Consider the following 13,240-nt stretch of genomic DNA (forward strand, 5'->3'; position numbering starts at 1 on the left):
CTGTTAGTAAATAAAAAAGGCGTTAAACAAAGTTTAACGCCTTTTAAAATGGGAATAATTAGCTAGTAATTAGTTTAATACTTCTTGTATCGGTTCACCAGTAGCTCCATTCGGTAAATTAGTACCTAATATATGAGCTAAAGTAACAGCAATATCATCTATATTTTGTCTTTTGTAGGATACTCCTTTATCTATTCCACTTCCATACCAAATTAAAGGAACGTGGGTATCATAGGCATATCCCGTTCCGTGTGTAGTAGCAGCACTTGTTTGATAAAACCACCCAGGTTGAAGTATTAATAATACATCGCCTGAACGTTTGAAGTTATAGCCCATTTGTAAGGCTGCTGCTCTATGCTTTATATACTCTTGTTTTTGCATATCCGTTGCTGAATACGCCTCTGCAACTCCATCTAATTTTAATGCTTCATAGGTCACAAATTCCCTAACTGAATTTAAATCTAATTTTTGATCTTCAATCAACTGATGATTCAGGAAAAATTGTTCATTAGAAAAATCTTCTATCCAGTCTCCTTGCCCATATCTAGCTTGCAATGCTTCGCTCATTTGTTTCACATATAAATCATCGTCATAATGATCTGCAGGAATTTTTTTAGATTGTAAATATTCTGGTACTTCTGCACAACCATGATCAGCCGTTACAAAGATTAAATAATTTCCCTTTCCTACTTTTTCATCTAAAGCCTTAAATAAGCGAGCAATTTCCTGATCTAATTTGATATAGGTATCCTGTACTTCAACTGAGCGGGGACCAAATCCATGACCGATATAATCTGTAGAGGAAAAGCTCAAGGCCATGAAATCCGTAATTTCATCTTTACCCATCTCTTCGCCTTCTATTGCTGAAATAGCTAAATCAGCTAAAATTGAATTTCCATATGCTGTATTTGGCAACAAAGCGAAATTCCCATTTTCCTTTCTAAGTTCTTTTAAATTATATGGAAATACAGCCTTTTCTTTTCCTCTAACCTTCATTTCATAAGGCATATCATCGGGAGATGATTGAGTATATTCATCTAAAGGCATTGAAAGCTCCCAGCTTTTATTCAGATATTGATCAGCTAGTTTTCTTGAATTGAAATCTTGTAACCATTGTGGTAATTCCTCCTTTTCATAATAAGAGCTTGTAATGAAATCTCCGGTACTTTTATCATACCAGTAAGCACCTGTTGGATTATGACCTGCTGGTAAAATCGAACCTCTATCTTTAATAGATATTCCGATCACTTTTGATTTGAAATTCGTAGCCAAACCAATTTCATCTGTAATTGTAGAACTTAACATTCTATGAGGAGACATTTCACCTGCATCTGACTGTGAACCTATTGTGTAAACAGAAGTATCCTCAGCACAATAAACAGATGTTTTAAGATTCTTATCATACCAATTATTGGCAATAATACCATGGGTTGCAGGAGTCGTTCCAGTATAAATGGAGGCATGACCAGGCCCTGTAAAGGTTGGAATGTAGTTATAATGGGTATTATGATTATAAAAACCTTCCGAGATCAATCGTTTGAAACCCTCTTCACCAAAATTTTCGGCATAGCGTTCAAAATAATCATGTCTTAACTGGTCAATTACTATTCCTACAACCAGTTTAGGTTTCTTCAATTCTTTGTTCTCTTTTTGTTCAATTGGTTGACATGCATTGATAAAAAACAACACTACCAAAAGATTGAAATATTTATACATAGAGTTATATTATAATTTTTCGCTAAAATAATAGTTAAAGCTTATTTTTAATAGTTTTTAAAGTTAAGTGTATGTTAGGGTTTAAAACAAGAAATATTAGGAGTGCATTTCATTATTGAATAATCAATCACATGCCGTTTCAAGATAATCATCAAAGTTTAAACCTTCTTTAAAAAGTACTTTACCCTCTTTGTCAAAATAAGCAATAACAATATAGTTTATTTCAGATAAGCGTCTTTCTGCTATCCAGAATAATTCCCCTTTGCTATTATATGGATTTAATTCATTAAAAATAAAAGGAATAATCTTTTCCGCTTTTTGATTGAGAACACCATAACCTGTTGATTGTCTTACGATATAAAAAGCTTGATTTTCAAACTCAACCTTTTTCCAAATATCAATCTCATCCAATAAATACTCATTTTGGAAAATATTAATAATACCAATTTCACCCTCTTCCTGAACTATCGCCACCGAATCATTCAAATACTCAATAGCCTCAAAATCTGGATTTAAAACGGTTTCTCCATTTTGATTACTGATTCCGAATAAACCCTCCTCTTTAAAAATGTATAAAGAATCTTTAACGTACACTTCCAATTTGGATTGAGAATGAGGTGGGATCACTTTTAAGCTATCAACTGATACAGCTCCAAATTTTTTATCTCTAAGGAATGGAATTAAGCCATTGTGATAAGCTCCAAAAGCATTTACTTTTCCCACGGCAATAGTATTAGCAGCTGAATCAATTAATATTTTCTCTTTCCCTTTTTGGATTTGAACCAGGTGAGCGGTTAAAACATTATTATCCAAATCTTGCCCTTCTTTAATCTTTCTCCCAAAACCATTAAAGAGGCGAGTGTAAGCTTTTTCATTGATAAGCTCCACAAAACGGATATTATTAGATTCTGGTGACAATTCAATATTATAATTCATTAACAGTTTAAATTGTTCTTTTTCAGCTAGTTGAACTTTTCTACCTGATTGAAATAATAAATATTGAGCAGAATCTTTCGTTGCATAAGTAAGCCAACTATTAAATATTCGAATTGAGTCATATTCAAATTGAGGATAGGATTGCAATCCATTTTGAAAAACAGCCCAGCCTCTATCTTTTTTAAGCGCTAAAACACCATCTTTTTCTTTAAAATCTTGAAATGAATTTTCAAAAAAACTATTGAGATTTGCATCTAAGATTATGATATTCCCCTCCTTGTTTTTTATCCAGTAATCCTTAAACTTGATGACTTCAGCTCTTTCAACAGGGAAAATAACTTCCGCTTCCTTATTGAGTATGGTTTCAAATTCATTGGAATATAATCTTAAATATTCGTCATTTATCCATTCATAATCATCATATAAATAGCTAAAATTTTTAAAATCTGATTTTGAGATTTTCTTGAATTCAGTTCTAGAAGCAATACCCAAATCATTACCCTTTTTAAGAAAAAATAGCTCTCCTTCTATCCATATACTATCAACTGGGTTTTTTAAAATATCCTCATTTATTACTGAAGTTAATTGCCAGCCTGAATTCACCTTTTTTGCAAAATGGAAATCATCTAATTTTTGAAAATCTAAGCTTTCATAGTTTAATTGATCTTTATTAGAATAATGCTCAATCCAATTTCGATTAGTAGCATCTTCTATTTCAAAAAAGCCATTATTAAAATCCTTAATTGCAACTATATTTTTATCGCTTAACTTTTCGCCATTCTTTAAATAAGCAAAAATAGAATCTTCATTTCCCGTCAAAACAAAGGGTCTTTGAATAATAAAACAGGAATCTGGCATTATCTCTGAAAAATAAAAAGGTAATAATTCTTCCTTTTGTAGATCAAAAAGGTAGTAAAGACTGTCTTTTTTATGTGTTAAAATCTCAGATGAATTCTCTGAATAATTTAAACCATTCAAAATTGACAACGCCAGGTCTGCAGCTTCAAAATTCGAATATTGGCTTATAAATTTTTGATAATCTGACTTATCCGCCCCGGCACTCATAATATTAAGAATCTGAAAAACTGCATCCTCAGCAAATTCAGTTTGAGGTCTTTCTTCAACATATTCTATATAATCATTAAGGCGTTGCAGCTTAGTTTTTTTCTCATAATAAAGCGTTTCGAAAACATCTCTTGCTTTTTGAGCCTGTGTAGCATTAGGATATTTCTTAAAAAATTCACTAACTGCTTGAGGTGTATTTTGAGCAATCGCATTATCATAGGCAATCTGATTTCTGAGCTTTGTCGCTTCTTCTTCAAAAAGCAGATAACGATAATCCTTTAAATAATGATTAAACGATTCCTCAGTATAAATTGAATCCGACTTTTCAAAGGCTAAAGAGTCTATTCTTTTTCCAAGATTTACGATTGCAAGACTATCAAAATCTTTCTTAGCTAAAGTCTCTTTCTTCTTAATATTGAGATTAGGGAATGAATCAGTTGCCACATTAATATGATAATGTGCAGAATCGATAGCTTCTAAGTTCCATATGGGATGGCTAAAATATTTAGCCAACATATAATGAGTGGTAGGATCAGAATTATTTTTATCATATGCTTTATCAATTCGAGCTTTCGCTTTTGCCATTTTCTCTTCCTCTAAAAATTTATCAGCATTTAGTACCTTATAAGCACAGCCTGTGATTAAAAAGCTAAAAAACAGTGTATAGAGAAAAATATACAATTGACGCATATAGAGAATAGTCACTTTAAATAGTCTAAAAATAGGAAAACAATTTCTAAATAAGCGAGAAAGCATCTATAAGGTTTTCATTCTACCTAAAAGATTCAATAAGGCCGACAAATAATGCAATTGCCAATTGCATTCTAAGTAGTATATTGCGCATTGTTTTATAGGCAGGCATTATAAATATGGATAAAATAGCCATTATAGATTTAGGTACAAATACCTTCCACTTACTGATAGTTGAAGTGAATGATGGAAAGGAGACTATTCTTTTCAAAGAAAAAATTGCTGTAAAATTAGGTGAAGGAGGAATCAGCAAAGGGAATATTAGTAAAGCCGCAGAAGAACGTGCTATTGATACCATGAAGTATTTTAGCCATAAGCTAAAAGAAGAAAATGTCAGCAATGTTTTCGCTAGCGCTACTTCCGCAATGCGAAATGCCTCTAATGGCAAGGAAGTAATCCAACATATTTATGACGAAACTGGTATTTCGGTTCAATTAATCTCAGGGCTAGAGGAAGCAAAGTTTATTCATCAAGGAGTGAAAAAGGCACTTGAAATAGGTCCTGAGCCAGCCTTAATCATGGATATTGGTGGTGGAAGCGTTGAATTCATTATTTGTGATCAAACAGAAGTCTATTGGATGAAAAGTTTTGAAATTGGGGCTCAGAGATTACTAGATAAATTCCATAAACATGACCCCATTCAACCTAGAGACATTGAAAAATTAGACGATTTTTTAAGAGCCGAATTAGCTGAGCTCAAAATGAAAATGGACATCTATCAGCCTCACCATCTTATTGGCTCTTCTGGCACCTTCGATACTTTAATAGATATAGATTATCAGGAAAAAAATATAACAAAACCTGATGAAAATTCTTTCTCTCTTCCACTTGAGGATTTCGATAGGATCTACAATGAAATTATTCATAAAAATAGAGACGAAAGAATGAAAATACCAGGCATGATTGAAATGCGCGTGGATATGATAGTAGTTGCTGTTTGCCTCATTCAGTTTTTAATAGAAAATAATGATTTTATTAATATCAAGGTATCTACCTATGCTCTTAAAGAAGGATTACTTGATGCTATCATCTCAAATGATTTAAATATATCTTAATGAGTACCTACAATTATAAAGCTTTACAAAATTTCGTAAATGATGTATTCATTAAAATGGGTTGTCCTGATTCTCAAGCAACCGAAGCGGCTGAAGTTCTAGTAAATGCTGACTTAAGAGGAGTTGATTCTCATGGTGTAGCAAGATTACATGGCTACATCAGACTTTGGGAAGAGGGTAGAATAAATGCTACACCAGAAATTAAGATCATACACGAGACTCCTAGTACTGCTACTATCGATGGTGATAAGGGATTAGGCTTAGTGGTAGCTCCTTTTGCAATGCGAATAGCAATGGAAAAGGCAGAAAAGGTAGGTACAGGCTGGGTTTCAGTTAAAAATTCAAATCATTATGGTATAGCGGGGCATCACAGTATGATGGCTTTAGAAAAAGATATGATTGGCTGGTCGATGACCAATGCGAGTCCTTTAGTATCACCAACTTTTTCAAAAGAGAGATTATTAGGAACTAACCCCATTTCAATTGCTATTCCTACTGAGAAGCAACCACCTTATGTAGCTGATTTCGCAACTACCACCGTAGCTAATGGTAAATTAGAGGTATTAAAAAGAAAAAATGAATCTGCACCTCTGGGTTGGGTTCAAGATGCAGACGGTAAAGGCACTACGGATGTTGATGCTTTAAAAAAAGGTGGAAGTATGTTACCTCTTGGGGGATCTAGAGAACATTCAGGACATAAAGGTTATATCTTGGGTTCTATAGTAGATATATTTTCAGCCGTACTATCAGGCGCTAATTATGGCCCATGGGCTCCTCCATTTGTTAGCTTTCTTCCATTAAAGGAAAATCCTGTAGGAGAAGGCTTAGGTCATTTCTTAGGAGCGATGCGTATTGATGCATTTAGACCTGCATCTGATTTTAAATCTCATATGGATAATTGGATTAAAACTTTCAGAGCTTCAGAAACTACTGATGAAAACGATAAAGTTTTAATTCCTGGTGATCCTGAAAGGGAAATGAGTGAACTTAGAAAAGCTGAAGGAATACCTTTATTAAAGCCCGTAGTAAAGGATTTAAGTACTATTGGGGAAAAATTTGAATTGGATTTTGATCAGTATTTCAAATAGTAAAACCTACTCTGAATACAAAAGGAGAATTATAAGGTGATCTTAAAGGATTATGTAGTAGATTATATAAGGCCATTACTGTAAACCCTGCTCTGTTTCCTATTGGTTGAAAATAGCCTCCTCCTATAAAAAAAGCCGGAACCCAGGCTCTTCCTAATTCATAACCGGTTGGAGTATTGAGAATTACATCTAAATTGATGTTTTCATATTCTGAGTAGCCAAAAAATTGACTGGAAATATTATATCTTCCAAATAATTTACCGCCATAAATATTGGTTTCATAATTTCCAACTTGAGTGGTCCCCTTTATTCTAAAATATTGATAGATTACCCCAGCACCAAAAGATAAATCTTGATTCACCATATAGCCCGCTATTGGTGAGGCTTCAATATGAGTAAAGCTTCCAAGCTGTATACCAAAGTTCCCTCCAAAATACAAGCGATCAAATAAACTAGAGTTTTCATCTACATATTTTTGAGCATGACCATATTGAGTTCCGACAAAAAGAAACGTAAATATGATGAGAATGGATAGATATAACTTTTTCAACTTTATTCTTTTTCAACTATAACGAAAAGGTCTTCAGATTCTTTTTTCATAAGATACCTTTCTCGAGCAAATTTCTCTAATAATTCATCATCGCTCATCAAACCTTCTCGATCTACCTCTACTGCCTTGATCTTTTCTTGATAATAAGCCTTTTCCTTTAATAAATCATTGTATTTTGATGATAACCTCCATTGAGAAATTAAATCATTCCCATCAATAAATAACATCCAGATCAGGAAAACTGCTCCTGCTATAAAGTAAAAATTTTTGAATATTTTTGGAATTCGATCCATTAGTTGCATTAAAGTATAATTAAAAGTAATACAAATTTATGAATTGGCCTAAAATAAAAAAGGCTACTGGTTTAATACCAATAGCCTAATTTTATAATAAATGTAGTTTAGAAATTAATACCTGGAAAATATGCCATTTCACCTAATTCCTCTTCTATTCTTAATAATTGATTGTATTTTGCCATTCTATCAGAACGTGAAGCAGATCCTGTTTTGATTTGTCCAGAACCCATAGCGACTGCTAAATCAGCTATAAAAGTATCCTCAGTCTCACCCGATCTATGAGAGATGATATTTTTGTAGGAAGCTTTATCAGCCATTCGAATTGCATTGATAGTTTCTGTAATGGTACCAATTTGGTTAACCTTTATTAAGATTGAGTTACCAATTTTTTCATCAATACCTCTTTGTAGTCTTTCAGTGTTAGTAACGAATAAATCATCCCCCACCAACTGAACTGTTCTTCCTATCTCACGAGTAAGTTTTTCCCAACCTTCCCAGTCATCTTCTTGCATACCATCTTCAATAGAAAGGATAGGATACTTATCACACCATTTTTTCCAATACGCTACCATCTCATCAGAAGAAAGCTCTTCACCAGTACTTTCGAATACATACTTTTTCTTGCCTTCATCATAGAATTCAGAAGCTGCTGCATCTAAAGCAATGAAGATATCTTCACCCGGCTTGTAGCCAGCTTTCTCGATAGCTGTTAATACTACTTCAATAGCTTGCTCATTCGATTCAATATTTGGAGCAAAACCGCCTTCATCCCCAACGTTGGTTGATAAACCTTTACTTTTTAATACTTCTTTTAAGTGATGAAAAACAGTAGTACCCATTCTTAAAGCTTCCGAGAAAGATTCAGCGTTTACTGGCATTACCATAAATTCCTGGAAGTCAATTTTATTATCTGCATGGCTACCACCATTAAGGATGTTCATCATGGGAACTGGAAGTGTATTAGCATTTACACCACCTAAATATCTGTAAAGAGACTGGCCTGATAACTGAGCAGCTGCTTTAGCAACAGCCATAGATACACCTAAAATAGCATTTGCACCTAACTTTGCTTTATTGCTAGTACCATCTAACTCAATCATGATTTTATCAATTAGATTTTGCTCAAATACGGAAAATCCAATTAATTCCTCAGCGATAGTAGTATTTACATTATTAACCGCTTTTAAAACCCCTTTTCCCATAAAAATGGATTTATCTTTATCTCTTAGCTCAACAGCCTCGTGAATTCCGGTACTAGCACCTGAAGGTACTGCAGCACGACCGAATCCTCCGTTAGAAGTAAATACTTCTACCTCAACAGTAGGATTCCCTCTGGAATCTAATATCTGTCTTGCGTGAATGTTTTCTATAATACTCATAGTTTTATTAGTTGATTAATGAAATAAATTGATCAAATAGATATCTTGAATCATGTGGCCCAGGTGATGATTCTGGATGATATTGAACTGAAAATACTTTCTTATCTTTCATTTTCAAACCTTCAACCGTATCATCATTCAAGTTAATATGTGTAGCAACTACTGTAGTTGATTTTTCAACATCTTCTGTAACGACACTAAATCCATGATTTTGTGAAGTAATTTCACTTCGTCCTGATTCTTTGTTTAAAACTGGCTGATTTAAACCTCTATGACCATTATGCATTTTGAATGTTTTGATCCCATTTGCCAAAGCAATGAGCTGATGACCTAAACAAATTCCAAATAGAGGTTTTCCACTTTCTATTATCGCTCTAGAATTATCAATAGCATTTGTCATCACACCAGGATCACCTGGCCCATTAGATAAGAAATATGCCTGGGGCTTCCATTCCTCAGTTTGTTCAAAGCTATAGTCATGAGGAAAAACTTTGCATCTGAATCCTCTTTCAACTAGTTGTGATAAGATACTACTTTTAATACCATAATCCATCACAGCTAACTTAATACCATCATCTTTGCCCATTTCATAAGGCTCTTTAGTACTTACAAAAGAAGAAAGGGATAGACCTTCCATGGATGGAACTTTGTCTAATTCCTTCTTTAATTCATCTATATCCGAAATCTCAGAAGAAATAATCGCATTCATTGCTCCTTTATTACGAATATGGCGAACAATCTTTCTCGTATCAACATCACATATACCGGGAATCTCATGTTTAATCAGATAATTATTTAAATTATCTACTGCCTGACCTCGACTGTAATCATCAGAAAATGCGTTGATTACAACACCAAACACCTTAGGGCCATCTGATTCAGACTCATTAGGATGAACTCCATAATTCCCGATATGTGCATTAGTATTCACCATAATTTGCCCATAGTAGGATGGATCAGTATATAATTCCTGATAACCGGTCATACCTGTATTAAAACAGATTTCTCCACCTTTTGTACCTGAAAAACCAATTGATTTTCCATGAAAGACTGTACCGTCTTCTAAAAGTAAAATTGCTTTGTTTTTATTCTTGTATTTCATCAGATACTTTTCTGAAATTGATAATGATTTGGAGTTCTTTCAAATGATCGAGACAAAAATAAATAAAAAAAAGGGATTGAATAAATATCCAATCCCTTTTATTATTTCTATAGACAGAAAGATTATTCATCTCCTTTTTTGTCCTCTTTTTTATCTTCAGATTTAGCCTCTTTCTTTTCAGCTTTTGGAGCTTCCTCTTTTTTAGCTGCAGCCTTAGGAGCTTCCTCTTTCTTAGCTTCTTTTTTAGGAGCTTCTTCTTTAGTTTCTTTTGCTTCAGTAGCTTTAGATTCAGTACTAGCTGATGCTGATTTTGATCCACCACCTCTTCTACTTCTTCTAGTAGTTTTCTTAGCTTCCTTCTTATCAGAACCACCAAGTAGATTTTCGTTGTAATCTACTAACTCAATTAAAGCCATCTCTGCATCATCACCAAGTCTAGAACCAAATTTAATAATTCTAGTATAGCCACCTGGTCTGTTAGCAATTTTAGTAGCTACTTCATCAAAAAGTTCTTTTAATACTTCTTTATTTTTTAAAGAAGAAAAAACAACTCTTCTATTATGTGTAGTATCCTCTTTTGACTTTGTCAATAAAGGCTCAACATACTTCCTTAAAGCTTTAGCTTTTGCTACAGTAGTAGTAATCCTTTTAGAAAGGATTAAAGAACCTGCCATGTTTGATAACATCGCATTTCTGTGGGAAGCAGTTCTACTTAAATGATTAAATTTCTTACCGTGTCTCATTGTCCTTATTCTTCGTCAAGTTTGTATTTGGATAAATCCATTCCAAAGGTTAAACCTTTATCAGCTACCAATTGCTCTAATTCAGCTAATGATTTCTTACCGAAATTTCTGAATTTCATCATATCAGAAATTTCTAAAGCTACTAAGTCTCCTAAAGATTTAACATCAGCAGCTTTCAAGCAATTATATGCTCTAACAGATAGATCTAAGTCATTTAGAGCTGTTTTGAGTAATTTACGCATATGTAACATTTCCTCATCTACAGCTTCTGGCTCATCAGATCCACCAGCATCCAATACCATATTTTGATCAGAGAACAACATAAAGTGTTTAATCAAAATATTAGCAGCACCTTTTAATGCCACTTCAGGATGGATACTTCCATCAGTCTCAATATCTAAAACTAATTGCTCATAATCAGTTTTCTGTTCTACCCTTGTGTTCTCAACGCTATACTTAACGTTTTTTATAGGAGTAAAAATTGAGTCAATAGAAATATAATCCGTAGCCTGATCAACCACTTTGTTATCTTCAGAAGAAACATATCCTCTTCCCTTTTCGATAGTTAATTCTATCTCAAAGTTTACTGATTCGTCCATATGGCAAATCAATAATTCAGGATTTAAGATTTCAAATGCAGAAGTGAATTTGTTAATATCACCTGCCTTGAATTCCTTAACATTCTTAAGAGAAATATTGATTTTGTTATCTGCAGTTTCAGCAACCTTTTTAAATCTTACCATTTTAAGATTTAGGATGATTTCAGAAACATCTTCAACCACACCTTCGATTGAAGAAAACTCATGCAGAACACCAGGAATTTTAATTCCTGTGATAGCATAACCTTCTAAGGAAGATAACAGAATTCTTCTTAAGGCATTACCTACAGTAACACCATATCCTTTTTCTAATGGTTTGAATGTAAAAAGCCCGTGAAAATCATCTGCTTTTTCCATTGCAACCTTTTCAGGCATTTGGAATGCTAAAATGGACATATTATTAAATTTCTTTAAATTAACTTTTTATTTTGAGTACAACTCGACAATTAGTTGCTCATTGATATTCTCAGGTATATCTTCTCTTTGAGGAGTGTTAACAAACTTTCCTGACATTGAAGATTTATCAAATTCTAACCAAGAATATTTAGAAACTGTATTAGCAGAAAGACTATCAGTAACAGCTTCAAGAGATTTAGATTTCTCTCTAACTCCGATTACATCACCTTCTTTTACCTGATACGAAGGAATATTTAAAATCTCTCCGTTTACTAAAATATGTTTATGACCTACCAACTGTCTTGCTGCTCTTCTAGTAGGAGCAATTCCTAATCTATAAACAACATTATCCAATCTGCTTTCCAATAATTGAAGTAATACTTCACCAGTAATACCTTTCTTTCTGGAAGCCTTATCGAATAAATTAGCAAATTGTTTTTCTAAAACACCGTAAGTGTATTTAGCCTTTTGCTTTTCCATTAACTGTACAGCATATTCAGACTGCTTTCTACGTCTTCCTCTACCATGCTGACCAGGAGGATAAGCCTTTTTTGATAATGCTTTACTTGCACCAAAAATTGGTTCGTTAAACCTTCTTGCAATTTTGGATTTTGGTCCTTTATATCTTGCCATTTTCTTTAATTACTTAAGCGATGAATTAAACCCTACGTCTTTTAGGTGGACGACATCCATTATGTGGTAATGGAGTAACATCCTTAATCACCGTTACTTCAATACCTGTATTTTGTATAGTTCTGATAGCAGAATCTCTTCCTGCTCCAGGCCCTTTTACATATACTTCAACTTTTCTAAGACCTAGGTCATAAGCAGTTTGTGCTGCATCTTGAGCTGCAACCTGACCAGCGTATGGAGTGTTCTTTTTTGAACCTTTGAATCCCATTTTACCGGCAGAAGCCCAAGAAATAACTTGACCTGTAGAGTTAGTCAATGAAATAATAATATTATTGAATGAAGCTTTAATGTGAGCTTGTCCAATAGCTTCAACATTAACTACTCTTTTTTTAGCTTTATCTTTTCTCTTCTGAGCCATGATCTATTGATTACTTAGTAGCTTTCTTTTTATTTGCAATAGTCTTCCTTTTCCCTTTACGAGTACGAGAGTTATTTTTTGTTCTCTGCCCTCTTAATGGAAGCCCTTTTCTGTGACGTAAACCTCTGTAACATCCGATATCTAACAATCTTTTGATGCTCATCTGTACCTCTGACTTCAAAACACCTTCGGTTTTGAAATTTTCACTGATTGCTGAACGAATTGCATTCGCCTCATCATCAGTCCAATCACTTACTTTTTTATCAGCATCTACGCCAGCTATTTCTAAAACTTTAGCAGCTGAACTTCTACCAAGACCAAATATGTAGGTCAATGATATAACTCCCCTTTTATTATCAGGAATATCTACTCCGGAAACTCTTGCCATAATTACCCTTGTCTTTGTTTGAAACGTGGATTCTTTTTGTTGATTACATAAAGCTTACCGTTTCTACGGACAACTTTGCAATCAGCACTTCTCTTTTTGATTGAAGCTTTAACTTTCATAATCTTT

Annotated in this window: 14 protein-coding genes; 2 read left to right on the forward strand and 12 right to left on the reverse strand. The window is 33.6% G+C overall.

Annotation, left to right across the window (positions count from 1 at the left end; genetic code table 11):
- Positions 1–69: 69 nt before the first annotated feature.
- Together pafA and QYS48_RS02970 are read right to left on the reverse strand one after the other, a co-directional pair.
- A complete protein-coding gene (gene pafA, locus QYS48_RS02965) occupies positions 70–1,716 on the reverse strand; it encodes an alkaline phosphatase PafA (RefSeq protein ID WP_308357461.1) in 1,647 nt (548 codons plus the stop codon).
- Between the two features lie 123 nt (positions 1,717–1,839).
- Positions 1,840–4,407, reverse strand: coding sequence for a WG repeat-containing protein (locus tag QYS48_RS02970; RefSeq protein WP_308357462.1), 2,568 nt, complete (start codon positions 4,405–4,407; stop codon positions 1,840–1,842).
- A gap of 179 nt (positions 4,408–4,586) precedes the next feature.
- On the opposite strand from QYS48_RS02970, the gene QYS48_RS02975 reads away from it, so the two are divergent.
- Together QYS48_RS02975 and QYS48_RS02980 are read left to right on the forward strand one after the other, a co-directional pair.
- Positions 4,587–5,522: an exopolyphosphatase gene (locus tag QYS48_RS02975; RefSeq protein WP_308357463.1), complete on the forward strand. Its 936-nt coding sequence runs from the start codon at positions 4,587–4,589 to the stop codon at positions 5,520–5,522.
- Complete coding sequence (locus QYS48_RS02980) at positions 5,522–6,610, forward strand: Ldh family oxidoreductase (RefSeq protein WP_308357464.1); 1,089 nt, start codon at positions 5,522–5,524, stop codon at positions 6,608–6,610. Before QYS48_RS02975 ends, QYS48_RS02980 begins: the two co-directional genes overlap by 1 nt.
- Here QYS48_RS02980 and QYS48_RS02985 read toward each other — a convergent pair.
- From QYS48_RS02985 to ykgO, 10 genes are all read right to left on the reverse strand, one after another.
- The gene (locus tag QYS48_RS02985) at positions 6,603–7,160 is read right to left on the reverse strand and encodes a hypothetical protein (RefSeq protein ID WP_308357465.1); all 558 of its coding nucleotides are present in this window, start codon (positions 7,158–7,160) and stop codon (positions 6,603–6,605) included. The two genes, QYS48_RS02980 and QYS48_RS02985, sit on opposite strands and share 8 nt — an antisense overlap.
- A 2-nt stretch (positions 7,161–7,162) precedes the next feature.
- Positions 7,163–7,462 (reverse strand): septum formation initiator family protein, encoded by a 300-nt coding sequence (locus QYS48_RS02990; protein ID WP_308357466.1) that lies wholly within the window; start codon positions 7,460–7,462, stop codon positions 7,163–7,165.
- A 98-nt stretch (positions 7,463–7,560) separates the two neighbouring features.
- Entirely contained in the window at positions 7,561–8,835 is a 1,275-nt protein-coding gene (gene eno / locus QYS48_RS02995; RefSeq protein WP_308357467.1) for a phosphopyruvate hydratase, read from the reverse strand.
- Positions 8,836–8,842: 7 nt separating this feature from the next.
- The gene (gene carA / locus QYS48_RS03000; RefSeq protein ID WP_308357468.1) at positions 8,843–9,937 is read right to left on the reverse strand and encodes a glutamine-hydrolyzing carbamoyl-phosphate synthase small subunit; all 1,095 of its coding nucleotides are present in this window, start codon (positions 9,935–9,937) and stop codon (positions 8,843–8,845) included.
- Between the two features lie 122 nt (positions 9,938–10,059).
- Complete coding sequence (rplQ, locus tag QYS48_RS03005) at positions 10,060–10,680, reverse strand: 50S ribosomal protein L17 (protein ID WP_308357469.1); 621 nt, start codon at positions 10,678–10,680, stop codon at positions 10,060–10,062.
- A gap of 5 nt (positions 10,681–10,685) precedes the next feature.
- Positions 10,686–11,675: a DNA-directed RNA polymerase subunit alpha gene (locus tag QYS48_RS03010; protein WP_308357470.1), complete on the reverse strand. Its 990-nt coding sequence runs from the start codon at positions 11,673–11,675 to the stop codon at positions 10,686–10,688.
- A gap of 27 nt (positions 11,676–11,702) precedes the next feature.
- Positions 11,703–12,308: a 30S ribosomal protein S4 gene (gene rpsD, locus QYS48_RS03015; RefSeq protein WP_308357471.1), complete on the reverse strand. Its 606-nt coding sequence runs from the start codon at positions 12,306–12,308 to the stop codon at positions 11,703–11,705.
- A gap of 25 nt (positions 12,309–12,333) precedes the next feature.
- Positions 12,334–12,726 carry a 30S ribosomal protein S11 gene (gene rpsK / locus QYS48_RS03020; RefSeq protein ID WP_308357472.1) on the reverse strand — a complete coding sequence of 131 codons (393 nt, stop codon included), beginning with the start codon at positions 12,724–12,726 and terminating at the stop codon, positions 12,334–12,336.
- 10 nt (positions 12,727–12,736) lie between these two features.
- Complete coding sequence (rpsM, locus tag QYS48_RS03025; RefSeq protein WP_308357473.1) at positions 12,737–13,114, reverse strand: 30S ribosomal protein S13; 378 nt, start codon at positions 13,112–13,114, stop codon at positions 12,737–12,739.
- 2 nt (positions 13,115–13,116) lie between these two features.
- The gene (gene ykgO, locus QYS48_RS03030) at positions 13,117–13,233 is read right to left on the reverse strand and encodes a type B 50S ribosomal protein L36 (RefSeq protein WP_302127498.1); all 117 of its coding nucleotides are present in this window, start codon (positions 13,231–13,233) and stop codon (positions 13,117–13,119) included.
- Between the last annotated feature and the right edge of the window lie 7 nt (positions 13,234–13,240).

This window comes from Marivirga arenosa (assembly GCF_030503895.2).
In the GTDB taxonomy this organism is placed as follows: Bacteria; Bacteroidota; Bacteroidia; order Cytophagales; family Cyclobacteriaceae; genus Marivirga; species Marivirga arenosa.

Excerpts from the sequence above, each read along its gene's own strand:
- pafA (WP_308357461.1), bottom strand. The coding sequence starts at position 1,716 with ATGTATAAATATTTCAATCTTTTGGTAGTGTTGTTTTTTATCAATGCA.
- QYS48_RS02970 (WP_308357462.1), bottom strand. The coding sequence starts at position 4,407 with ATGCGTCAATTGTATATTTTTCTCTATACACTGTTTTTTAGCTTTTTA.
- QYS48_RS02975 (WP_308357463.1), top strand. The coding sequence starts at position 4,587 with ATGGATAAAATAGCCATTATAGATTTAGGTACAAATACCTTCCACTTA.
- QYS48_RS02980 (WP_308357464.1), top strand. The coding sequence starts at position 5,522 with ATGAGTACCTACAATTATAAAGCTTTACAAAATTTCGTAAATGATGTA.
- QYS48_RS02990 (WP_308357466.1), bottom strand. The coding sequence starts at position 7,462 with ATGCAACTAATGGATCGAATTCCAAAAATATTCAAAAATTTTTACTTT.
- eno (WP_308357467.1), bottom strand. The coding sequence starts at position 8,835 with ATGAGTATTATAGAAAACATTCACGCAAGACAGATATTAGATTCCAGA.
- carA (WP_308357468.1), bottom strand. The coding sequence starts at position 9,937 with ATGAAATACAAGAATAAAAACAAAGCAATTTTACTTTTAGAAGACGGT.
- rplQ (WP_308357469.1), bottom strand. The coding sequence starts at position 10,680 with ATGAGACACGGTAAGAAATTTAATCATTTAAGTAGAACTGCTTCCCAC.
- QYS48_RS03010 (WP_308357470.1), bottom strand. The coding sequence starts at position 11,675 with ATGTCCATTTTAGCATTCCAAATGCCTGAAAAGGTTGCAATGGAAAAA.
- rpsD (WP_308357471.1), bottom strand. The coding sequence starts at position 12,308 with ATGGCAAGATATAAAGGACCAAAATCCAAAATTGCAAGAAGGTTTAAC.
- rpsK (WP_308357472.1), bottom strand. The coding sequence starts at position 12,726 with ATGGCTCAGAAGAGAAAAGATAAAGCTAAAAAAAGAGTAGTTAATGTT.
- rpsM (WP_308357473.1), bottom strand. The coding sequence starts at position 13,114 with ATGGCAAGAGTTTCCGGAGTAGATATTCCTGATAATAAAAGGGGAGTT.
- ykgO (WP_302127498.1), bottom strand. The coding sequence starts at position 13,233 with ATGAAAGTTAAAGCTTCAATCAAAAAGAGAAGTGCTGATTGCAAAGTT.